The sequence below is a fragment of the Photorhabdus kayaii genome (assembly GCF_025384895.1).
Taxonomy (GTDB): Bacteria; Pseudomonadota; Gammaproteobacteria; order Enterobacterales; family Enterobacteriaceae; genus Photorhabdus; species Photorhabdus kayaii.
The window spans coordinates 1-23,175 of the sequence record NZ_JAJAFZ010000005.1 but is presented as its reverse complement, the minus strand read 5'-3'; the positions used below and the strand labels follow the sequence as shown (position 1 = coordinate 23,175).

The window sequence follows — 23,175 nt, the reverse complement described above, 5'->3', positions numbered from 1 at the left end:
CCTCTTTGTTGGCTGCACTCGCTCACCCCGGTCACATCGTTATCTATGCTCCCGGGGATTCACTCCCTTGCCGTCGCGATGCATCTTGAAATCCATTGGGTATATATCAATTATATAAATTTCTCATGAATCGTTTCCCCCATACATACATCGAAAAACTCATTCCAATTAACGGCCTGCAACAATTACGCCTATTGGGATAGGCATTTACCCAAGAAAATAATTCATAACCGATACAAAAGCAGAGATATCTGATAATCAGTTTTTGTTCCTATTCCAAATAACGTAACCAAAATTGGAATAATAACCAATAACCTTTTCTCATTACAGCGATTGGCAACATTAAGCCAGATGAAGAAATACATTTATCATAAATCCAACCCGATATTCCAGCTAATTGATGAAAACATGATTGTAGATCACGATTTATGATATTGTTATTAACCACTTAATCCCCCATCAATGCAAAGAGATGTTCCTGTGATATAAGTTGATGTACTCAGCGTCCCCACACAAAAACTGGCAATTTCATTAACATCTGCCATTCGTTTTAATGCAGTGCTTCTAGCGAATTCCATCTTCTTTTCTGGAGAAATATGACGCAACATACCACCATCAACATATCCCGGCATGACAGTGTAGGCCCTAACATTAAAACGACCATAGTCATTAGAGATATTTTTTACCAATGCATTCATGGCTGCTTTCGAACAAGAATAAGCGATGGCGCCTGTCTCTACACGTAAACTTGCCGTAGAAGAAATAAATTGCATCACGCCATTACGATTCTTCATAAAATGTGGCAGCAAATATTTTGCCACTCTTGCTGCTCCAAATAAGTTGACATTAAAAACATCATGCCAACCCTCAATATCTTGAGCATGTAATAAGCCATCCAATGACATTGCCGGCGTATAGATAACCGCATCAATACATTTCATTTTTTCAATGACAATGCTAATAGCTTCTCTAACACTGTTATCCGACATAACATCTAAATAAATTTCTTCATTACACGGTTTACGTGAAGTGCCTAATACTTGATAACCACTTGCAACCGCATGTCGGCAAATTGCATTCCCAATTTCACTTGATGAACCAATAATAAGTATTTTATGCATTTAAATATTTCCACCTTATCTAAAAGTTATTTTCCAACAGGAATCCCTACTTTAAATAAAGCATTCAAAATAAATATTATCTAAACAAAAAAACATTTTTAATTCATATATTATTAACGTATATATTTTTAGCTTATCTATTTTCAACTCACTTGTTCAATCTCATTCTTAAATAATAGGGTGAGTTCTTATATCTGTCAAATTATTAATCTAATATTTAAGAGATATCAAAGCATTGGTTAAATTACACCCAAAAATTAAATAAAAAAACATTCTGCGTAAAAATATTCAATACAGCTAGTTTAATTCAGTCATAATCAATACTTGTGGTGAATGCATAATTAATTATTTAACTTTCTAACAATAACAATTAAAAATTGTGATCAATTATGTGAATCCAAATAGCTTCAATTTTAAAAATATTAATTAAATTCTTTATGAAGTTAATTCAATAATATTCACCAATAAGGATAGATACTTAATAGAATCGGTTTCAGCCTATTTTATGGTGATAAGAATACTATTCTCCCTTTTACTTTTCACTTTCCTGACGTTAAGCTATTAACATTAAGTTTGATCTATAGCGCTATCGCTTTGAACTAAAAGCACTATTTTTACAATTCGGTCTTGCAATTTGGTTGTAACAACCTTATTGCTTTTTCCCTCTATATTTTTGGTTTATGCACAGATGAAAACTCGTAGAATGAACGGTATACGGCCGTTTAGTGCTGTAATTGATGCTTGTTGGAAGGAATCTTACTCTTTTGCTCGTTTAACTAAAGATATTATCGCCGGTATTACTGTCGGTATTATCGCCATCCCTCTCGCTATGGCGCTAGCCATCGGGAGTGGTGTCGCGCCACAATATGGGCTTTACACCGCCGCAATTGCCGGGATAGTTATCGCGATAACCGGCGGTTCACGCTATAGTGTTTCCGGCCCTACCGCCGCTTTCGTTGTCATTCTCTATCCGGTCTCTCAACAATTTGGTCTGAGTGGTTTGCTCATTGCTACATTAATGTCAGGCATTATTTTGCTGGTGATGGGATTAGCCCGCGTTGGTAAATTGATCGAGTATATTCCGCTACCCGTAACGCTCGGTTTTACTTCTGGAATCGCGATAACTATCGCAACCATGCAAGTAAAAGATTTTTTTGGTCTGCGATTGGAACATATGCCAGAGAATTATATCAATAAGGTTGCGGCTCTGTTTCAAGCTCTGCCAACGCTATATTTGAGTGATACGCTAATTGGCCTGACGACACTTGCCGTTCTAATTTATTGGCCTAAGCTTGGGCTGAAATTACCCGGGCATCTTCCTGCTCTCATTGCAGGAACTGCTGTGATGGGGATCATGAACTTATTCGATCAACATGTTGCTACTATTGGTTCTGAATTTAGTTATATATTGAATGACGGTACACAAGGGCAAGGTATCCCACCCATCCTACCGCAATTTGTTTTACCGTGGCATTTACCTGATATGGATGCTCATCAGGTTGATATCAGTTGGTCAACGGTTTCAGCCCTATTACCCGCCGCCTTTTCAATGGCAATGTTAGGCGCTATTGAATCACTGCTTTGTGCCGTGGTTTTGGATGGTATGACCGGTAAGAAGCATCACTCAAACAGTGAATTGATTGGTCAAGGATTGGGAAATATTGTCGTGCCATTCTTCGGTGGTATTACAGCTACCGCCGCAATCGCCCGCTCAGCCGCAAATATCAGGGCCGGCGCAACATCACCGGTTTCAGCCATTGTTCACTCTCTGCTCGTCTTATTGACTTTACTGGCATTGGCCCCCATGCTCTCCTATCTTCCTCTGGCCGCTATGTCCGCCTTGTTGCTCATGGTCGCCTGGAATATGAGCGAAATACATAAAGTTATCGATCTGATCCGCCGCGCACCAAGGGATGACATTATTGTGCTGGTACTTTGTATGTCGCTCACAGTACTGTTTGATATGGTTATCGCCATTACGATCGGTATCGTATTAGCTTCACTGCTGTTTATGCGTCGAATAGCTAATATGACTCGCATCAGTCAATTGCCACAAACCAATGTCGATAAAGCTCTGCTAGTTGTTCGTATCAATGGCCCGCTATTCTTTGCCGCCGCTGAACGTATCTTCACCGAATTAAAGGAAGAAAGTGCCAGTTATCAGACGATCCTCATGCAATGGGATGCCGTTCCCGTGCTAGATGCAGGTGGGCTGCATGCTTTCCAACGTTTTATTGATGAAGTGGGAAAAGATAAATATATCGCTGTTTGTGATATTCCATTTCAGCCGTTAAAAACATTGGCCAGAGCCAGAATCCAGTTGGTTGAAAATCACCTTAGCTTCCATACGACATTGCCACGAGCAATGGAAGAATTGAATTTCAATGGCAAAATGGATAGCTGAAATTGCCAGATAAAAGTTTGCTAGCTCTGTTTTCAAAAACTCTTTTTTTTAAACTCTTTTTTAAATAATGGCGCTGTAAACCAGCGCCAAATCTATTTATCACCAAATCTCGCCATCATTTGATGTCATGACATCAAAAAGCCACTTTATTTACTGGTATCCAGTTGAGGGAAGTTTTTCACCACATCATCAATGGCTTTCATCTGGCTCAAAAATGGCTCAAGTTTTGCCAACGGCAATGCTGATGGGCCATCACACCTCGCATTCGCAGGATCAGGATGCGCTTCAAGGAACAGGCCAGCAATACCAACTGCCATTCCCGCACGCGCCAGTTCAGCAACCTGAGCACGACGACCACCGGACGCAGCACCTAACGGATCACGGCATTGCAGTGAATGGGTGACATCAAAAATGACCGGATGCCCCCCGGTTGCCTGAGCCATAACATTGAAGCCCAACATATCCACCACCAAATTGTCATAACCAAAGTTGCTGCCACGGTCACATAAGATCACCTGATCGTTGCCGCCTTCTTTGAATTTATCCACAATATTTCCCATCTGACCCGGGCTGATAAACTGGGGTTTTTTAACGTTGATCACCGCACCAGTACGCGCCATCGCCTCAACTAAATCAGTCTGACGCGCCAGAAATGCCGGCAATTGGATAACATCAACCACTTCCGCCACCAGCTGTGCCTGTGCCGGCTCATGCACGTCAGTGATGATTTTCACACCGAAAGTTTGTTTCAGCTCCTGAAAAATCTTCATTCCCTCTTCCAGACCGGGGCCGCGGTAAGAGTGAATTGATGATCGGTTTGCTTTATCAAAGGAGGCTTTGAAAACATAAGGAATGCCCAATTTTTGTGTCACTGTCACGTAGTGCTCACAAATACTCATGGCCAAATCCCGTGACTCAAGGACATTCATACCACCAAAGAGAACAAACGGCAGATCATTCGCGACCTTGATATCACCAATATGAACCACTTTCTGTTGCATACTTATACCTTCCATTAGGGACCAATAAATTAATGAGATAAATCAGTGCAGTGCACTATTCAGTTCAGTGCAAAACGATATTTCAGTGTAAAACAAGGCATTGCTGCTTAATGGCGTATATCTGCATTCTGATCATTTCTGCCACCGGGTCCTCCGGGCAGTGCTCCACAAAATAATTTAAATCAGAAACCGCAATATGATTACAATCAAGTTCCGCATATATCAGCCCCCTATCACGTATTTCATAGGGGTTATCGGGATCAAACATCAGCACAGCTTCACTCGTTTTCAGTGCCAGTTCCATTTGACCTTCTTCCATTAACGCGACTTTTATCGTATCCAGCACTTTACGTACAATGATGGCGTTATCAGTTCCTTGCAAATCATCGGCTGCTAATTTAGCTGTCTGGCTAATATTACCTTTAAGCCACACATCAAGCACGTATTCACTTAATGCTTCGCCATTGAGTGGATTAATAAACCTCGCCGTGTTATCTGGATAATCAACACGCAAAATCAACTGTGTTGGAAAAACAACCGGCATAAACGATAGCTCTAAAGCCTGAGCAATATGGATAAGAATTACCCCTAAAACAGCAGAGGAACCTTGGCGAGTTTGCAGTACTTTATCTAGCCATAATGTATCTGACAGACAATAAACACCACTGGCACCGCCGAATTTCCAGCTTTGATAAAAAAGCCTCAGTAATTTTTCCAACCGTTCTTCTATATTTAGCTGCGGAGATATTTCACGTCTGGCTTCATCAATCAATGCTTGAAGCTGTATTTCCACTGAATGCTGAGGAAAATCAGAACGCAATGTTCGGGAAATTAACAGGATACCGCTACTTAACGATGTATTATTAAATTCATAATCAGCTATGGCTTTCATCACTTTTCCACTGACCCAGTGTTATTCGCTCATTACCGCCATAATCCTGAAAAGTAGCTACCTGCCGATAACCATTTTCAGAAAACAGGCTTCTTACAACATTTCCCTGTTTCCAACCATGTTCCAATAACAACCACCCACCAGGTAACAAAAAATGGCGAGATAGATCAATAATGGTATTTAGATCAGCAATTCCCTGTTTTGCCGCAATTAATGCACTATCTGGCTCAAACCGAACATCGCCCTGAGATAGATGTGGATCGGTTTCATCTATGTAAGGCGGATTACTGACAATCATACCAAACTGTTGATTATTCAACGAAAAAAACCAATTGCTTAACAAAAAATCCACATTTTGTATTTTGAGTTTTTCAGCATTGCCCTGCGCCAGCATCACCGCATCAGGATTGATATCAACCCCGGTAACCCGGCAATCAGGGCGCTCACTCGCGATTGCCAATGCAATTGCGCCGGTTCCCGTTCCCAAATCCAGAATGCGGCAAGGTGTCAACGATAGCCGTTCAAGCGCCTTTTCTACCAGACATTCTGTATCAGGACGCGGGATTAACGTAGCGGGAGAGACATTTAATGGCAACGACCAGAATTCACGCTCACCGGTGATATAGGCAATGGGTTCACCTTTCACCCGGCGAGCGAGTAAAGCCTCCAACTGGCTGAACTGCTCTGGCGCCAGTTGCGTTTCACCGAACGCCAATATATACGTTCGGGAATGGTGAGTGACAAACCCCAACAAAATTTCCGCATCTCGTTTAGGGCTGTCACTTGCCGATAACTGTATTGTGGCTTGTTTAAGCCAAGATAGATAATCCATCAATCCTGCTCTGACAAAGCCGATAATAGATCAGCCTGATACTCATTCACGATCGGCTGAACAAGCATATCCAATTTGCCTTCCATCACTTCATCAAGGCGGTACAAAGTGAGGTTAATGCGGTGATCCGTCACCCGTCCTTGCGGGAAATTGTAAGTACGATTGCGATCTGAACGATCACCGGAACCCAGCAAGTTACGGCGCTCAGAAGCTTCCGCTTCCTGACGTTTACGAACTTCAGCAGCGCGAATACGGGCCGCCAATACAGACATCGCTTTTGCTTTGTTTTTATGCTGTGAACGTTCATCCTGACATTCAACGACAATGCCAGTTGGAATATGAGTGATACGGATGGCTGAATCCGTGGTGTTGACATGCTGTCCACCCGCCCCCGATGAACGGAATGTATCAATACGCAGATCACTTGGACTGATTTCCGGCAACTCGGCTTCCGGGATCTCGGGCAAAACCGCAACGGTACAAGCAGAAGTGTGAATACGCCCTTGCGATTCAGTTTCCGGTACACGTTGAACACGATGACCACCCGATTCAAATTTTAAATGACCATAAACCTGCTCACCGGAAACTTTAGCAATAATTTCCTTATAGCCACCATGCTCACCATCGTTAGCACTGATGACCTCAACTTTCCAACGACGGGATTCAGCATAACGGCTGTACATACGAAACAGATCCCCGGCGAAAATCGCCGCTTCATCACCACCGGTTCCTGCACGCACTTCAAGAAAACAGTTACGCTCATCATCAGGATCTTTCGGCAACAGCAACAATTGCAGTTGCTGCTCTAATTCTTCATTGCGAACCTTAGCGTCCCTGATCTCTTCCTGTGCCATTTCCCGCATTTCAGGGTCATCAAGCATTATTTCGGCTGCTTTAAGATCATCCTGAACCGCACTCCAGGCCTTAAAACAGTTCGTCACATCAGTCAGTTGAGCATATTCCCGCGACAAAGCACGAAAACGTTCCTGATCAGCAATCACATCGGCATCACCGAGATGAGCCAAAACTTCCTCGTGACGTTCTTGCAATGCTTCCAATTTAGCAACAATAGAAGGCTTCATTCTTGGTTTCAGACCCTATTCCGAGATATGGTTAATTATGTTCCAGCCCTAGGCTGTCACGTAATAAATTAAGACGCTCCAGGTCACCATTGCTGGCTGCTTGCTGGAGTGATTTGGTAGGAGCATGTATCAGGCGGTTCATCAATTGATGAGTCAATTGATTGATTGCCTGTTCTACGTCAGCTCCCTGATTGATAGCAGTCAGTGCCTTAGCAGCCATTTCAGCTCGCACCTGTTCTGCCTGATTACGATACTCACGGATTGAATTCACTGCGCCCTGCGAACGCAACCAGTCCATAAAATAACGGCTTTCCTGCTGAACAATGCATTCAGCCTGCACCGCCGCTGCTTTGCGCTGCGCAAGATTCTGCTGAATAATTGCCTGCAAATCGTCAACACTGTAGAGATAGACGTTATTGAGTTTTTCCACATCAGGCTCTATATCACGAGGAACCGCAATGTCAATGAGCAACATCGGTTGGTTACGCCGTAACTTTAATGCACGTTCAACCATCCCTTTACCGATAATAGGCAACGGGCTGGCAGTCGAACTGATAACAATATCAGCTTCAGCTAAACGTATGTCAATTTCAGGCAAGGTGATCACTTCCGCCTGAACTTCATCAGCCAGTACCTGTGCTTTCTCTTTCGTCCTGTTAGCAATCATCATATGGTGCACACGATGCTCTTTCAAATGACGAGCCGCTAGCTCAATGGTTTCTCCGGCACCGACCAGCAAAATATTCAGTTCAGAAAGTGATTCAAAAATCTGCCGCGCCAGGGTACAAGCGGCAAATGCAACAGAAACCGCATTCGAACCAATCTCGGTTTCCGTTCTGATGCGCTTGGCGACAGAAAATGATTTCTGAAATAGTCGCTCCAGTTCACTCGATAAAGAGCGGCTGTGCTGCGACTCGGCAAATGCTTTCTTCACTTGCCCAAGAATCTGAGGTTCTCCAAGTACCAACGAGTCCAGCCCACTCGCCACTCTCATCAAGTGGCTAACAGCTTCATTATCACAATGCCAGTAAACACTGGATTTTAGATCTCTGGGATTGAGTTGATGATATTCACACAACCAGCCAATTAACTGCTCATACAGATTATCTTGCTGTTCTACGCTGAGATAAAGCTCTGTACGATTACACGTTGACAATACAACCCCCCCTTTCACCAGGGGATGCTGGAGGAGGTTATCAAGCGCTTCACCAATCGTGTCTGGAGAAAAAGTCACCCGTTCACGCAAGGATACAGGAGCCGTTTTATGGTTAATACCAAGTGCTAATAAAGTCATATCAACTTCATTGAGTTATCAGCAGAGAGATCGTTCATCGTAAAAAACATTCTATACCCGTTACCTTTCAAGTTGCCTCTTTGTTGGCTGCACTCGCTCACCCCGGTCACATAGTTCGCTATGCTCCCGGGGATTCACTCCCTTGCCGTCGCGACGCATCTTGAAATCCATAGGGTATAATATTGATGAAATCATCACCCTTAATAAGGACTCTTATAAGCTGTGCATTCTACTTGATACCTCAGCTCAATAAAAGACAATCAGCAGTGTCTGATATCATTATTCAGAACATTTTTTTGAAATTTAACTGGATTAATAGTTCATTCTTCATTATTAAGTGATGTAAAAGTTTTCACGTTATTAAACAGGGATTACCGATGAAGCCAATACAAAAATTATCACTATTCCGCCTATTGCCACTCTCTTGTGTACTGTTGACCGCCTGTACATTAACGCAACCTGGCGGAACAGGTTCGGCGGATTCTCCCCAATGGCGAACACATACCCAGCAGCTACAGCAATTAAATCAATATCAAACCCGTGGATCTTTTGCCTATCTGTCTAATGAGAAGAAAGTTTATGCCCGCTTTTTCTGGCAACAATATCATCCTGAACGCTACCGTTTATTACTGACTAACCCATTGGGCAGCACTGAATTAGAGCTGATCGTTCAGCCAAACATGACGCAATTAACCGATAGCCAAGGTAAAAAATATTTTAGTGATAATCCCGAAGAGATAATTTATCAGTTCACCAATATGGATATTCCATTAGATAATCTGCGGCATTGGATAACGGGTCTCCCCGGTGATGCCAAAAACTTTAAACTGGATGCTAGCTATCTATTGAAAACCGTCAATTATCAGCAAAATGGCGCGATATGGCAGGTTAACTATCAATCCTACGATACCTCAACAACCCCCGCCCTTCCCAACCGTCTGGAACTGATTCAGGGTGATCGCCGCATTAAACTGAAAATGGATAACTGGACCACAAAATAATGACATTAACTTGGCCCTCACCGGCAAAACTTAACCTATTTCTCTATATCACCGGTCGTCGAGCTGACGGTTACCACCAGTTGCAAACGCTATTTCAATTTCTTAATTATGGTGATGAAATTACGGTTACCCCTCGTCAGGATAATGAAATCCGTTTACTGACCCCCGTAGAAGGGGTGGAACACGATAACAACCTGATTGTTCGCGCAGCACGTCTTTTACAATCCTACAGCGACAAGCACCATGCGGGTATTGCTCATAAAGGTGCTGATATTCAGATCAACAAACGTCTGCCAATGGGCGGTGGGTTAGGCGGAGGTTCATCCAATGCCGCTACCGTACTCATTGCCCTGAATTATCACTGGCAAACCGGTTTCACAGACGAAACACTGGCAGCCCTCGGCGTGAGTCTTGGTGCTGATGTGCCCATCTTTGTCAAAGGACATGCCGCATTCGCAGAAGGTATTGGTGAAATCCTGCACATAGCAGAGCCGGAAGAAAAGTGGTATCTGGTTGCGCATCCTGGTATTGAAATCTCAACTCTGCGTGTCTTCACAGATCCAGAATTAAAACGTGATACACCAATTCGCTCTCTGGCCGCATTATTAAAGGCTCCGTACGTAAATGATTGTGAATCTCTTGTAAGAAAACGTTTCCGTAAGGTTGAACAGCTTCTTTCATGGCTGCTAGAATACGCGCCGTCACGCCTGACCGGAACCGGTGCATGTGTATTCGGTGAGTTTGAATCAGAAGCATCGGCCCGTAAGGTGTTAAATCAAGCCCCTGAGTGGTTGCAGGGTTTTGTTGCGCGTGGCGTTAACAATTCACCTTTGCACAGTTTCCGCTCGGGGATACCCGTGTTATTGAACCAATGAATAAATATGTTATTTAACATTGGTCAACAATATCTCTCTGGACGCAAGCCTGAGGTCTTTCTCGTGCCCGATATGAAGCTTTTTGCTGGTAACGCTATCCCGGAACTAGCACAACGTGTTGCCAACCGCCTGTACACTAATCTTGGAGATGCTGCTGTCGGCCGTTTCAGCGACGGTGAAGTCAGCGTACAAGTTAACGAAAATGTGCGCGGTGGTGATATTTTCATCATCCAGTCCACTTGTGCACCGACTAACGACAACCTGATGGAATTAGTCGTTATGGTTGATGCACTGCGTCGTGCTTCCGCAGGACGTATTACCGCAGTAATCCCTTATTTCGGTTATGCCCGTCAGGACCGTCGAGTCCGTTCCGCCCGTGTGCCAATTACCGCCAAAGTTGTTGCAGACTTCCTGTCCAGTGTCGGTGTAGACCGCGTACTGACTGTTGATCTGCATGCTGAACAGATCCAAGGTTTCTTTGATGTTCCGGTTGATAACGTATTTGGCAGTCCAATTCTGCTGGAAGATATGCTACAGAAAGAGTTAGAAAACCCTATCGTTGTTTCCCCGGATATTGGCGGGGTTGTCCGCGCACGTGCTATTGCTAAGCTGCTGAATGATACGGATATGGCAATCATCGATAAACGCCGCCCACGCGCTAACGTTTCTCAAGTGATGCATATTATCGGTGATGTCTCTGGCCGCGACTGCGTGCTAGTCGATGACATGATCGATACCGGTGGCACCTTATGCAAAGCGGCTGAAGCATTAAAAGAACGCGGAGCAAAACGTGTCTTTGCCTATGCTACTCACCCGATTTTCTCCGGCAATGCGGTGGACAACATTAAAAACTCGGTGATTGATGAAGTGGTTGTCTGTGACACCATCCCATTGTCTGCTGAGATCAAAGCACTCAATAAAGTTCGTACTCTCACTTTGTCCGGTATGTTAGCTGAAGCGATCCGGCGTATCAGTAATGAAGAATCAATTTCTGCGATGTTTGAGCACTAATAAATAAGTTGTACTCATATATCGCTATTTAAGAAAAAACCCGTTGTACAAGAGCTTCAACGGGTTTTCTGCTTACTCTGGAAGAATAATACTTCTCCATTTTTGTTATGGATACCGATGACTACCACGACGATAACGCTCATCATAGTTTCTTAGCCACCAATAACGATCTGCCACACCTTCCCGGCCTCCCACACCGGCACCAGCTAACCAAACAAGCGCACCAATAAAAACGCCCAATAGCGCTGCTTCAGATAAAAACTCAGGCCAGCCAAAACCGAAGATGTGGGGCAGTAATGTATAAACCAGGCTACTCACTATGGTGAACATACCGACACCCATCAATACATTACCGACTATGAAGGCACTTTGACGTTTCATATGTTACCTCCAACACTCTTCGTTAATACACACTTTCCGTTAATACACACTCTCCGTGAACACTAAGAACCGAAAATTTAACAGCTAACGTTAATTGACTCTATATAACTTTATAGCCTATTTATAGTATAGCCCTATTTCATAAAAGGTCATTGCGGACACGATCACAACTAAAGGAGATTTAATAACAATTCCCTCATCATTGTGAGAAATAACATGAAGAAATAATGAATTACATAGCCTGAACTTCGCTTAAAGAGAAGTTCAGGTTTTTAACTAAATATTGATGTATAACAATGATAGTTGTGAAATTCCACCCAGGTTATATATTCTTAATCAATGATTCCTACCGGGATAATAAAAATCATCTTATTTTCACACTGCATGATAACGGCTAAAAACAGGGGATTTGTCTAATTTTTCAATGAGTAACCATCAATCAGCATCCCCAAATATCCAACGCCTAATATAGCCCTGGGGTTAATTCTATCCACGCTTGAGAATATACCCGCCCATCAATACAACTTATATACACCGATGCAGATTCATTCATGGGATGTACATGATTATGAGGCGAATACCCACGAGTATAAGAAGAAGAAACTCTAAAGCTAAAATAGCCATTTTTATCGGTAGTCATATGTTTGTCTTGATCACTCAATGACAGATAAGATCCCATAGATACTCCTATGGTTACATTAGGTTCACCTACGCCATTCTTATATAAATATCCAGCTATAATACCGCTTGAAAATGAATACAGCACAGCCGGAAATTTTATAATCTTTAACTGATATGGATTATACGTGAAACACATAGCTATAGCTTTTTCAATAGCTCCCGCTTGTGCCATTAGCATCACTTCACCAGCACTACTAGATTGTATTGACGCCGTTATCTTACCATCTTTATCTGTCATCCCCGACGACGGAACTACTGTTGCCCCACTATCTGCATAGAAGGTTATTTCTTGGTTTTTAATTCCATTACCCAACCGATCATACACCGTTGCAACTACCTTATTCTCATCGGGACTATTAATCCATGCATTATTTTTTTCTAAGTCAAGATTAAGCACTGCCACCGATTGAGGAGCAACAGTAAACTCGACCTGGAGAGGAGGGGCTTCTATTTGAGTATCATCTTCCAAGCAAGCATACACATTCCCTTGACACGGAGTTGAATCAGTAGAGATTATTTCAACTGATACCTTACCCAGTACTCCTGTACCTTTTATAATTTTACGATCATTATTCTCTTTAAATACCATAGATTGATTATCTAACGTGAAAATTATATTCACCCCATGCAATAAATAACCATCCTGGATTGCGCTTACACCGATATCTATCGGTTTATCCGCAGTTTCCGTTTTTTCACTTGATAGCCAATTTAATGTTTTAGCCTCTTTTGGTGCTTGACCGTCATTCATTTTATTCTCCTAATTTATCACTATCATGTATATATCCGTCATCTTTCAAGTTGCCTCTTTGTTGGCTGCACTCGCTCACTAAACAAAAGGAAAGTGTTTAAAATTAATAGAAAATTGAATCGACTTATCAGTATCGGGTAAACTTATTATCACATTATTTTTTTCTGCTTTGGTATTAGTTATATGGAAAGTTGTACAACCATCTTTACTAATCGCAACCTGCAACTCTCTTTCATTATCACCATAACCTGAAATTATCGCGGAGCCATCAGTACGAACAAGTAATCTTTTACCGGAATAGACAGTACGGTCCACAATCACATAACCACTACACACACTCACGCCATCAGCAGGGACTTCAGAGGTAAATGCATAAGCACTGATAATATTTCCTCCATCTCTCCACTCACTAAATACTGCCTGACTTACACCCGGTGTTATAGAACCATCCTCCGCCGAAACAGTACAACGAAAACTACCCGCTACCTCAGATTGCAAATGGAAATAAGCCAGCCCGAAACTATTGGGGGCAAATTGATATTTTGCACCACCCCCTTCAACAATACTTCCTGATTCAACACTGGCCGATAATCTCTTTCCTGGCGGCCCATAAACCACAGCTAAATTTTTCGGGTTTATTCTGGGATATTCATTAGATACCATCGGCGCACCTTCACTAATTGATATCATGGCAGATGACATATCCGTTAGCGACAATATCACTGAACCTGGAGCAGAACTATTATTACCAACCTCATAATACCCTGTTCCCACGCCCTCTTGCCCCAAACAAAGCACGTTTTCCGCCGGCACCACTAAAGAAACATAACCCTGCTTAACATCCTCATCACTGACTGTTATTGGTTGTGCATCCCAGGCCGCCCTCGCAATCGGCTCATAGTCAAAATTATGCCCTTGCCAGTGGAATATGACACTATCGCCTTTCTGCATCTGCTGATAACTAATATGCACATTTAACCCACTATGTTGTACAAGAGATGAATAGTGAATCACGCCAGATGTTGAATCTGGATAAATGGATGGTAATAATTTTATCGATGGAGAATTAATAACTTTAATAACCGTCGGTTTAGAGAAGTTTTCATTCTCGAAATCATCAGCTGATGTATAAGTCACATTATAGCAACCATCCGGTATTTCAGAGAACGGAATAGTTACAGTAAAAAAATCAAGATTAATATTCTGAATATAATAGGGACGAGAAAATATTCCCCCAACATTTACTACGATCATATCCCCGATTTTCAGCCACTCATGATAAGGTACTTTAATAATTAAATCTTGGTTCTGTTGAACAGGAACATCAATCAAGCCATCGTGATCTGCTTGCGGCAACTCTGGAGACGATAAAGAAATAGGTGTATTGTCGTTATTGGTAATCATATTTCACCTCTCATTGGAATCGGTCTGAACGATAAAACAAAATTGACTCTATCCCCTGAATCTGAATCAGGCGCTGTTAGCCAAACATTAACTTTACCTACTGTGTTGCTAACCACATTCACTGTCGCACTACCATCCTCCTTTAATGGAATATCTGCCCAGTCTTTATTATAACCATCGATGAGGGCATTATTATTCACTTTTATACGGATTTGATTAATATCATCATTATTTTCACGATCAATAAAAAGATATATCGAGCAAGGCGTATTCCCATCTGCCGGAGCGCCCGTAGTATAATTATAAGCGGTAAATACTATAGCTTCATCAGACTGACGATAATTACCAAAAGTAAGCGGAAAAGACATTACTTTATTGATATCCTCTTGCGGGGCAATCACCACAAAAGCCGAAAATTCTTCGCTATTTTTAATATTTTTATGTTCAAACGGAGAACGAACATAAAAATGTCCTTTTCCAGTCTCATCTAGCGTCAATATGATCTGATCTAGATTAATGTTATCGTCTACAATGAAAGCGCCGATAGATGTCGTAGCATAGAATTTATGCCCAGGCAAACCATATAGAGTCACAATATTTTGAGGGTTAAGATTAGGGTAATCGGTTAAATCACTCATCGCCGCGTTTTCTGTGATAATCACACTTGATATGCCGTTATTCATATTGTCACCATTAACTCCATGATTCATTGGTTGAAAATAACCCACAATAAAAAATCGCTAGTTTACAAATAAGAAACATGTCCGGGGAAATGGAAAACGCTTACGCATTTTCCATAAACAAGTAAAAACTCAATCAGTTAAATTTATTGCCCAGGTGGAACCGTATCAATGCGTCCAAACCAAATCTTGGAGTTCTTTATATTTACACTATAAGTGATATAAACTAATCCTGGTCCATCATCATACGAGTCCACACCGGTAAAAGGTGCCTGACCAAGCAGAATAATAGCTTCTCCTGCCGCCACTTCTTCGGCAGTTACCGTATGAGGTTCAAGAGAATAAATTTTTGAAGATGGACTATGATTGACAATACCATTAACGTAAATACGTACATTGATAATACTATCCACATCTATTCCATTTTTTTTACCCACAGCAATACGCGCATCCAGCCCTCCCCCTAAAATTTTTACAAGATTGATCTTACCTCGCTGTTTAAGTTCGCTCTGATCTTTATGAGTAAAAATTCTAGCTGCCGCTAATGTACGCCTAATCTCTGGTGGTTGATTCGGTACTGACTTCGTTAAATAAAAATAGAGGGCTGTTGACATAGTAACGTTTCCAATGGCATCAACAGCATAATAATACAATTCATTATCACCAATATTTGGAATATTAGAATACGGAACTAAAATAAATGGCATATCAAACTGATTCATATTAGAAATCACAGCAGATTGACTTTGAGTTTCTTCACTATCTTCTCTAATCACTAAGAAAATTTGATCTTGTAGATTAGCACCTGTATAAGATGGGATAATCACATGAAAACCTGTACTGCTATTTCCTATCTGTGGTGTTAATTCATCACCAATCAATTCTTCAATATTTGGTGCAGGAAGATTTGGAACAATATCTTCTGTAATAAATAGAATATTTGATGAAGCATTTCTTAACAAATATGGCAGTTTTGTGAACATACGTACTGAATAGTTACCCTTAAATTTTTTAGGGAAAACTCTTAAAGCAACAGAACCTCTACTACTGGTATTAATATAATATTGATAATTACCATTTTCACTAATAAAAGGCAATATTTCTGTCGTAAGTTGATCTCTACCATCCTCAAAAATACGTACTGGCTTATCCGTTACCAGAGGAATCTGAAAATAGGGTAACGGATCACTTGTTTTACTCTGAGCATATATATTAACAAGGAGGCTGCCATTGAAAAATTTAGAAGGTTGTTCATCATCTTCTGCCGGAGAGAGGTCTTTTATCCACGAATCACCAATAATTATCGGTTCAAACGCGGCATATGAAAAACCATTTTTATCAATAGGATGGAACTCAATCTCCAATTTAGCATCGGGGTCCGTAACCTTATCCATTGAAAACATTATGGTGAAATCACTGGCACTAGAATGAGCAGTCACAACAAATTTCGCAGTACAGATATTTTTCTCAACATCTCTTGAAATACGAGGAATCTCATCAAAACTGATATTTTTTAAGTAATTATACACTATATCAGTCGTTTCCGTTACTTTATGAGTCTCATCACCTGAATAAGTCACAGTAATGACAACCGGGCACTCTTCTAAAACCGTTATCCCTGAAACGATATCTGCTGTAAGTGTCGACATATTAAACCTCATATTAAAGTTAAACACCAATAAGTAACAAACGTCTAATTTTCTTACCAAAATAATGCGCTTCTACAATGATGCTTACTACCTATTGCCTCCTTTCTACTTTTCACATAAATAAATTATTTACTTTAGCCGTTAATGTAATAACAATAAATCCATTACTCAGAACATAAGCTTTATATCCAGATAACCATATATAGCCACCATATTTTAGGATCAAGATTAGGATAATTGTTAAATCACTTTCCGCCGTGTTTGCCATTCCTCATACTGTCACCGTTAATTCCACAACTCATTGATTAAAAATAACAGGTAGATTCACATAATAAGTAAAATGACCCGAGAAATGGAAAATGCTCACGCATTTTCCAGCAAACAAAAAACTCAATCAGCTAAATTTACTGCCCAGGTGGAACAGTATCAATACGTCCATACCAAATCTTAGATTCCTTTTGGCCTACGCTGTAAGTGATATAAACTGAACCTGGCCCCCCGTCACTATACGAGTCCACACCAGTAAAAGGCACCTGACCAAGCGGAATAATAGTTTCTCCAGCCGCTGCTTCGTCGGCAGTTACCGTATGAAGCTTAAGAGAATAAAGTTGCGAAGACGGATTCTTATCTACAATACCATTAACGTAAACATTCACCTTGATAACACTATCTACATCTATTCCATTTTTTTTATCCATCACAATATGAGCATCCAACCCACCACCTAAAATACTTGCAAGATTGATACTGCCTTTTTGTCCAAGTTCTTCCCGATCTTTATGAGTGAAAATTCTGGGTGCCGCTAATGTACGCTCAATCTCTGGTGGTACATTCGGTACTGACCGCGTTAAATTAAAATAGAGGGCTGGTGACACAGTGATGTTTCCAGTTGCATCAACCACATAATAAGATAACCTATTATCGCCAATATTTGGAACACCGGCATACGGAACTAAAATAAATGGCATATCCAACTGATACGGCTCAGTGATTACAGCAGACTGGCTTTCTACTTGTCTATCATCTTCTTCAATTATTAAGAAAATCTGATCAAGTGGTTTAGCACCCTCATAAGATGGGATAATCACATGAAAACCTGTATTCCTATTTCCTATCGGTGGTGTTAATTTATCTCCAACCAACTCCTCAATTCCCAGAGCTGGAAGAGTTGGGTAAATATTCCGTGTAATCATCAAAATACCTGATGAAGCGTTTCTTAAAAAATATGGCAGTTTTGTGAGCATACTCACTGAATAGTTCCCTTTAGATTTCTTAGGGAAAACTTTTAAGGCAACAAAACCATCACTATTCGTATTAATATAATATTGATAATTATCTTTCCCGCTAATAAAAGGCAATATTTCTTCCGTCATTTTTCCTTGCTTAATCCCAAAAATACGCACTGGTTTATCCGTTACCAGAGGAATTTGAAAATAGGGTAACGCTTCTTTATTTTTACCCAGCGCATATATATTAACAAGGAAGTTGCCATTAAATTCAGAAGGTTGCGCATCATCTGCTGCCGGAGATAAATCTTTTATCAACGAATTGCCAATAATGATAGGTTCAAATGCTGAATACGAAAAATCATTTTCACCAATAGGATGAAACGTAATCTCTAATTTAGCATCGGGATCTGTATCCTTATCCATCGAAAATGTTACAGTAAAATCACTGGTACTGGAATGAGCAGTAACAACAAACTTTGCAGTGCAGGTATTTTTCTCGACATCCCTTGAAATACGGGGGGTCTCATCAAAACTGGCATCTTGTAGATCACTGTAAACTATGCCGGTTGTTTCTGTTACTTTATGAGTATCATCACCCAAATAAGTCACAGTCATGACAACCGGGCACTCTTCTAAAACCGTTATTCCTGAAACGATATCTGCTGTAAGTGTCGACATATTAAGCCTCATATTAAAGTTAAACACCAATCAGTAACAAACACTTAATTTTCTATCAAAATAATGCGTTTATACAACGATGCCTACTCTCTATTACCTCCTTCCTGTTTGTCACATAAATAAATTATTTACTTTAGCCGTTAATGTAATAACAATAAATATCTACTCGAAACATAAGCTTTATACCAAAATATACCCTATATAGTTACAATATATCTGGGGTTAAAATTACGGCAATTGTTAAATCATTTTTCGCCATATTGACCATTATTCATACTGTCACCATTAGCTCCATGATTCCTTGGTTGAAAATAAAATAACAACGATTAATAAAACATTATAGTATGTAATAAAGAAATCGCCAGTTCACAAATAAGAAATATGCTCGGAAAAATGGAAAATAAATAAAATCCCAATCAGTTAAATTTACTGTCCAGGTGGAACAGTATCAAGGTATCCAAACCAAATCTTAGATTCCTTTTGGCCTACACTGTAAGTGATATAAACTGAACCTAGCGTACCATCACGATATGAGTCTACATTAGTAAAAGGCCCTTGACCAAGCGGAATAATAGCTTCTCCTGCCGCCACTTCGTCGGTAGTTACCGTATGAGGTTCAACAGAATAAATTTTCGAAGATGGATTCTCATTTACAATACCATTAACGTAAATACGTACATTAATGACATTATTTACCTCTATTCCACTGTTTTTACCCACAGCAATATGAGCGTCCAATCCCCCTCCTAAAATACCATCAAGATTGATCTTAGCTGGCCACACAAATTCCAACTGCGTTCTATGATTAAAAATTATAGGTCTCGCTAATATACGCTTAATCTCTGGTGGTACATTTGGTACTGACCTCGTTAAATTAAAATAGAGGGAGGATGACATAGTTATGTTTCCCATTACATCAGCTACATAATAGTATAACTCATTATTGCCAATATTTGGAACACTAGCATATGGAACTAAAATAAATGGTATATCCAACTGATTCAGATCAGTAATTACAGCAAACGCACTTAGCGTTTCATCATTACCTTCTCTGATCATTAAGAAAACTCTATCTTTCGGTCTAACACCTTCATAGAACGGGATACTCACATGAAAACCTGTGCTACTATTTCCTATTGATGGCGTTAATCTATCACCGTCCAGTTCTTCTATATCTGGCGCCACCAGCGTTGGAGCAATGTCTTCTGTAATAAACAGAATATTTGATGAAGATTTTCTTGAAAAACCCTGCAATTCGGTGAACATATTAACTGCATAGTTCCCCTCCTCTTCCTGACTGGGAAAAATCTTTAAGGCAACAAAACCTTTATTATCTGTATTAATATAGTATTTATTGTTATCTAGTTCTTGAATAAAAGGAAATATTTCTTTCGTAAGTTTCTTTCCATCATACCCAAAAATACGTACTAACTTATCCGTTACCAGGGGAATTTGAAAATAGGGTAACGGATCATTTGTTTTATTTAGCGCATATAGATTAATAAGGAGGCTACCATTGAATGGTGAAGGTTTCTCATTATCCGCTGCCGGAGATAAGTCTTTTATCAACGAATCGCCAATAATGATAGGTTCAAACGCTGCATGTGAAAAACCATTTTTATCAATAGAATAAAATTCTATCTCTAATTTAGCATCGGGGTCCGTAGCTTTATCTATTGAGAATGTTATGGTGAAATCACCAGCGCCAGAATTAGCAGTAACAACAAATTTCGCAGTGCAAGTATTTTTCTCGACATCTCTTGAAATACGAGGGATCTTATCAAAACTGGTATTTTCCGGGTTATCATACACTATGTCAGTCGAATCCGTTACTTTGTGAGTATCATCACCTGAATAAGTCACCGTGATAACAACTGGGCACTCCTCTAAAACCGTTACTCCTGAAACGATATCTGATTTAAGTATCGACATATTAAACCTCATATTAAAGTTAAACACCAATCAGTAACAAACACTTAATTTTCTATCAAAATAATGCGTTTATACAACGATGCTTACTCTCTATTACCTCCTTCCTGTTTGTCATATAAATAAACTATTTACTCTGGTCATTACTGTAATAGCAATGTATTCTTTATCCAAAAGGTATCATAAAATGGGATACAGTGTTTCCTCCGCATATTCAAAAAACTAAGTCAGAAACCATCAGCATATGAAAAAAACGCCTGACTAAGCTAATAACACTTACTCTAACCTCCACATCTTCCCTGATAAATGTATAAGGATCAATAGTAATAACTACTTAATCTAACTCCTCTCCCATAGTACGATTAACGTAAACACTTACACTAATAATATCATCTACATTGATTTCAATGAACAATTAAATAATTGATTTTCCCTCTCTGTCCAAGTTCTAAATGACCTTGGTGAGTAAAAACTCCAGCTACAGCTAATGTGCGAGAAACCTCTGTGATCGCTCATTAGGGACTGAATCGGTTAAAATAACGAGAAGATAGCATAGCTACATTTTCACTATAAGTAGCAGTAATGACAACTGAGCATTCTTCTAAAACCGTTATTCATGAAACGATATTTGCTGTAAGTATTGACAGATTAAACCTCATATTAAAATTAAACACCAATAAGTAACAAACGCCTAATCTTCTATCAAAATAACTTCCTGCTACAATGATGTTTACTACCTGTCTATTATTTCCTCCCTACTCCTCACATAAAACCACATAAGCCAGTAGCGATTTATCGCTCCTATTCAACATATGAGCCTTAATACTCTTATTATTTATCTGTAGTCCCCCCATTCTTATTCCGTTAGCACCTAACCCGTCAGTTGGATCATCTAATAAACCCTTTTGAATAAGATTTAAACCCAAATTATTAACCAGATAATCAATTGAACCACCAAGATCACTCTCTTTTATCCTATTTCCTCTTGTACAACGAGGTAAAGGTTGGCTCTTGTCAATATGACTATTCAGGTCAGGATAACCAATCCCCGGCCCTATCGGATCAGAATCAATAATTACAAAGTGGTCAATTTTCACATCGGGAATAACATATTTTAAATACCGGCCAGATTTTTGGTGTGTAAACGTCGCAGTTAATGTAACCATTCCTACTTTTTTAACTTGAAAATGCTCTCCATCCACATCAATTACGTTCCTATTACTTGAGTCATATACTCCAGTATAACCAGCTATATCTGATTTTCCGGGCAAATACTCAGGTTTAAATGTCATTTTTGGCCAAGCAAAATTCATTCTTTCTTTTGGAACCGAAGGCCCTAAATCTTGTTTCGCTTCACGTTCATAATGATAATCCAATATAAAGAAGCCAGTAACATCCTGCTCATTAGCCTTAATTTCCACCGTTTTATTCTTAGAGCCAACAGATGAATCATTCACTTTGGCTGTTACCATAACAGCAACAAACCCGCCGCTTTTGCTATATACCCGATATTGCGCTTTCCCATCAGCATCTGTTTTACCATCACCCACTACCTGAGTTACCAAGTTTTTATCAGTAATGGTGACTCCCTTACTATTTACTGCACTCCAGGCCACCGTAATACCGCTTTTCGCCTGCCCGGAAAAATCTTTTACTGTGGCAGTGAAGGTATAAATATGCCCCTCGCCTTCTCCTTCTGTTACGTGATCTGGGCTAACAGTAAGAGAAGCAAGCTCATTAGGGCTGATAAAACTGACTTTTTTATCCGCATTCATTGGCGTCTGCTGAGTAGCCGTTTTTGCCGATACTTGTACATCAATCGCTACCACTGTGCTGCTTAACGTCGCGGTCACCTGTCCCTGCGCGTTACTCACCGAGTTGTTCTGTTTCGTCAGGGTTAACCCGTCAACCGTTGGCTCTGTCTGCCAGTCGATATCAATCGGTTTATCCACCACCGGCTTGCCATATGCATCTTCCACTGTCGCCGTGAAGGTGTAAGTATCAGTGCCTCCGTTGTAGAGTGGACCCTCTTTGTCCACCGTTACATGGGTAACATGATAGCTAGTGCTCAGCTCCTCAAAGCTCACCGGGCTATCGGCCTTAACCCACGACGGGTTCGCCGCCGCCTTCGCCGATACCTGCACATCAGATACCTTCGCCGTGCTGGTTAAGGTCGCGGTCACCTGTCCCTGCGCGTTACTCACTGAGTTGTTCTGCTTCGTCAGTTTTAACCCGTCAGCCTTTGGATCTGTCTGCCAGTCAATATCGATTGATTTATCC

General features: G+C 40.6%; 18 protein-coding genes. 4 read left to right on the top strand and 14 right to left on the bottom strand.

The genetic code is table 11. The features are described 5' to 3' along the window. Positions 1 to 440 precede the first annotated feature (440 nt). The gene (locus LGZ98_RS03110; RefSeq protein ID WP_262977696.1) at positions 441 to 1,121 is read right to left on the bottom strand and encodes an SDR family NAD(P)-dependent oxidoreductase; all 681 of its coding nucleotides are present in this window, start codon (positions 1,119 to 1,121) and stop codon (positions 441 to 443) included. Positions 1,122 to 1,809: 688 nt separating this feature from the next. Here LGZ98_RS03110 and dauA point away from each other — a divergent pair. Then, the gene (gene dauA, locus LGZ98_RS03105; protein ID WP_228900254.1) at positions 1,810 to 3,525 is read left to right on the top strand and encodes a C4-dicarboxylic acid transporter DauA; all 1,716 of its coding nucleotides are present in this window, start codon (positions 1,810 to 1,812) and stop codon (positions 3,523 to 3,525) included. Positions 3,526 to 3,671: 146 nt separating this feature from the next. On the opposite strand, the gene kdsA is transcribed toward dauA, so the two are convergent. The 5 genes from kdsA to hemA all read right to left on the bottom strand — a co-directional run bounded on the left by kdsA (position 3,672) and on the right by hemA (position 8,626). Next, on the bottom strand, positions 3,672 to 4,526 hold the full coding sequence (gene kdsA / locus LGZ98_RS03100; RefSeq protein WP_228900258.1) for a 3-deoxy-8-phosphooctulonate synthase: 855 nt from the start codon (positions 4,524 to 4,526) through the stop codon (positions 3,672 to 3,674). A gap of 82 nt (positions 4,527 to 4,608) precedes the next feature. Next, on the bottom strand, positions 4,609 to 5,418 hold the full coding sequence (gene sirB1 / locus LGZ98_RS03095; protein WP_228900260.1) for an invasion regulator SirB1: 810 nt from the start codon (positions 5,416 to 5,418) through the stop codon (positions 4,609 to 4,611). After that, a complete protein-coding gene (gene prmC / locus LGZ98_RS03090; RefSeq protein ID WP_113040678.1) occupies positions 5,402 to 6,250 on the bottom strand; it encodes a peptide chain release factor N(5)-glutamine methyltransferase in 849 nt (282 codons plus the stop codon). Before prmC ends, sirB1 begins: the two co-directional genes overlap by 17 nt. After that, entirely contained in the window at positions 6,250 to 7,332 is a 1,083-nt protein-coding gene (gene prfA, locus LGZ98_RS03085) for a peptide chain release factor 1 (RefSeq protein WP_262977695.1), read from the bottom strand. Before prfA ends, prmC begins: the two co-directional genes overlap by 1 nt. Before the next feature lie 31 nt (positions 7,333 to 7,363). Continuing rightward, on the bottom strand, positions 7,364 to 8,626 hold the full coding sequence (gene hemA, locus LGZ98_RS03080; RefSeq protein WP_262977694.1) for a glutamyl-tRNA reductase: 1,263 nt from the start codon (positions 8,624 to 8,626) through the stop codon (positions 7,364 to 7,366). A gap of 377 nt (positions 8,627 to 9,003) precedes the next feature. Between hemA and lolB the strand changes: the two genes are divergently transcribed. From lolB to prs, 3 genes are all read left to right on the top strand, one after another. Then, entirely contained in the window at positions 9,004 to 9,627 is a 624-nt protein-coding gene (lolB, locus tag LGZ98_RS03075; protein ID WP_113040680.1) for a lipoprotein insertase outer membrane protein LolB, read from the top strand. Further along, positions 9,627 to 10,502, top strand: a complete 876-nt coding sequence (ispE, locus tag LGZ98_RS03070) for a 4-(cytidine 5'-diphospho)-2-C-methyl-D-erythritol kinase (RefSeq protein WP_113040681.1) — start codon at positions 9,627 to 9,629, stop codon at positions 10,500 to 10,502. The genes lolB and ispE overlap by 1 nt, the downstream gene beginning before the upstream one ends. A 63-nt stretch (positions 10,503 to 10,565) precedes the next feature. After that, positions 10,566 to 11,513, top strand: coding sequence for a ribose-phosphate diphosphokinase (gene prs, locus LGZ98_RS03065; RefSeq protein WP_146747441.1), 948 nt, complete (start codon positions 10,566 to 10,568; stop codon positions 11,511 to 11,513). A 105-nt stretch (positions 11,514 to 11,618) separates the two neighbouring features. Here prs and ychH read toward each other — a convergent pair whose 3' ends face one another. The 8 genes from ychH to LGZ98_RS03025 all read right to left on the bottom strand — a co-directional run. Next, positions 11,619 to 11,894, bottom strand: coding sequence for a stress-induced protein YchH (gene ychH, locus LGZ98_RS03060; protein WP_011146320.1), 276 nt, complete (start codon positions 11,892 to 11,894; stop codon positions 11,619 to 11,621). A gap of 463 nt (positions 11,895 to 12,357) precedes the next feature. Continuing rightward, a complete protein-coding gene (locus tag LGZ98_RS03055; RefSeq protein WP_113040682.1) occupies positions 12,358 to 13,326 on the bottom strand; it encodes an Ig-like domain-containing protein in 969 nt (322 codons plus the stop codon). 78 nt (positions 13,327 to 13,404) lie between these two features. Then, on the bottom strand, positions 13,405 to 14,730 hold the full coding sequence (locus tag LGZ98_RS03050; RefSeq protein WP_113040683.1) for a hypothetical protein: 1,326 nt from the start codon (positions 14,728 to 14,730) through the stop codon (positions 13,405 to 13,407). After that, the gene (locus tag LGZ98_RS03045; protein WP_113040684.1) at positions 14,727 to 15,413 is read right to left on the bottom strand and encodes a hypothetical protein; all 687 of its coding nucleotides are present in this window, start codon (positions 15,411 to 15,413) and stop codon (positions 14,727 to 14,729) included. The genes LGZ98_RS03050 and LGZ98_RS03045 overlap by 4 nt, the downstream gene beginning before the upstream one ends. 143 nt (positions 15,414 to 15,556) lie before the next feature. After that, positions 15,557 to 17,059, bottom strand: a complete 1,503-nt coding sequence (locus LGZ98_RS03040) for a hypothetical protein (protein ID WP_228900278.1) — start codon at positions 17,057 to 17,059, stop codon at positions 15,557 to 15,559. A gap of 404 nt (positions 17,060 to 17,463) precedes the next feature. Beyond that, entirely contained in the window at positions 17,464 to 18,966 is a 1,503-nt protein-coding gene (locus LGZ98_RS03035; protein WP_113040686.1) for a hypothetical protein, read from the bottom strand. Positions 18,967 to 19,392: 426 nt separating this feature from the next. Continuing rightward, the gene (locus tag LGZ98_RS03030) at positions 19,393 to 20,898 is read right to left on the bottom strand and encodes a hypothetical protein (protein ID WP_262977693.1); all 1,506 of its coding nucleotides are present in this window, start codon (positions 20,896 to 20,898) and stop codon (positions 19,393 to 19,395) included. 752 nt (positions 20,899 to 21,650) lie between these two features. Continuing rightward, positions 21,651 to 23,175: Ig-like domain-containing protein (locus LGZ98_RS03025; protein ID WP_262977692.1), on the bottom strand; the 1,525-nt coding region annotated here is incomplete at its 5' end.

Excerpts from the sequence above, each read along its gene's own strand:
- LGZ98_RS03050 (WP_113040683.1), bottom strand. The coding sequence starts at position 14,730 with ATGATTACCAATAACGACAATACACCTATTTCTTTATCGTCTCCAGAG.
- LGZ98_RS03030 (WP_262977693.1), bottom strand. The coding sequence starts at position 20,898 with ATGTCGATACTTAAATCAGATATCGTTTCAGGAGTAACGGTTTTAGAG.
- ispE (WP_113040681.1), top strand. The coding sequence starts at position 9,627 with ATGACATTAACTTGGCCCTCACCGGCAAAACTTAACCTATTTCTCTAT.
- hemA (WP_262977694.1), bottom strand. The coding sequence starts at position 8,626 with ATGACTTTATTAGCACTTGGTATTAACCATAAAACGGCTCCTGTATCC.
- LGZ98_RS03040 (WP_228900278.1), bottom strand. The coding sequence starts at position 17,059 with ATGTCGACACTTACAGCAGATATCGTTTCAGGGATAACGGTTTTAGAA.
- dauA (WP_228900254.1), top strand. The coding sequence starts at position 1,810 with ATGAAAACTCGTAGAATGAACGGTATACGGCCGTTTAGTGCTGTAATT.
- kdsA (WP_228900258.1), bottom strand. The coding sequence starts at position 4,526 with ATGCAACAGAAAGTGGTTCATATTGGTGATATCAAGGTCGCGAATGAT.
- prmC (WP_113040678.1), bottom strand. The coding sequence starts at position 6,250 with ATGGATTATCTATCTTGGCTTAAACAAGCCACAATACAGTTATCGGCA.
- ychH (WP_011146320.1), bottom strand. The coding sequence starts at position 11,894 with ATGAAACGTCAAAGTGCCTTCATAGTCGGTAATGTATTGATGGGTGTC.
- LGZ98_RS03055 (WP_113040682.1), bottom strand. The coding sequence starts at position 13,326 with ATGAATGACGGTCAAGCACCAAAAGAGGCTAAAACATTAAATTGGCTA.
- LGZ98_RS03110 (WP_262977696.1), bottom strand. The coding sequence starts at position 1,121 with ATGCATAAAATACTTATTATTGGTTCATCAAGTGAAATTGGGAATGCA.
- LGZ98_RS03035 (WP_113040686.1), bottom strand. The coding sequence starts at position 18,966 with ATGTCGACACTTACAGCAGATATCGTTTCAGGAATAACGGTTTTAGAA.
- sirB1 (WP_228900260.1), bottom strand. The coding sequence starts at position 5,418 with ATGAAAGCCATAGCTGATTATGAATTTAATAATACATCGTTAAGTAGC.
- LGZ98_RS03045 (WP_113040684.1), bottom strand. The coding sequence starts at position 15,413 with ATGAATAACGGCATATCAAGTGTGATTATCACAGAAAACGCGGCGATG.
- lolB (WP_113040680.1), top strand. The coding sequence starts at position 9,004 with ATGAAGCCAATACAAAAATTATCACTATTCCGCCTATTGCCACTCTCT.
- prfA (WP_262977695.1), bottom strand. The coding sequence starts at position 7,332 with ATGAAGCCTTCTATTGTTGCTAAATTGGAAGCATTGCAAGAACGTCAC.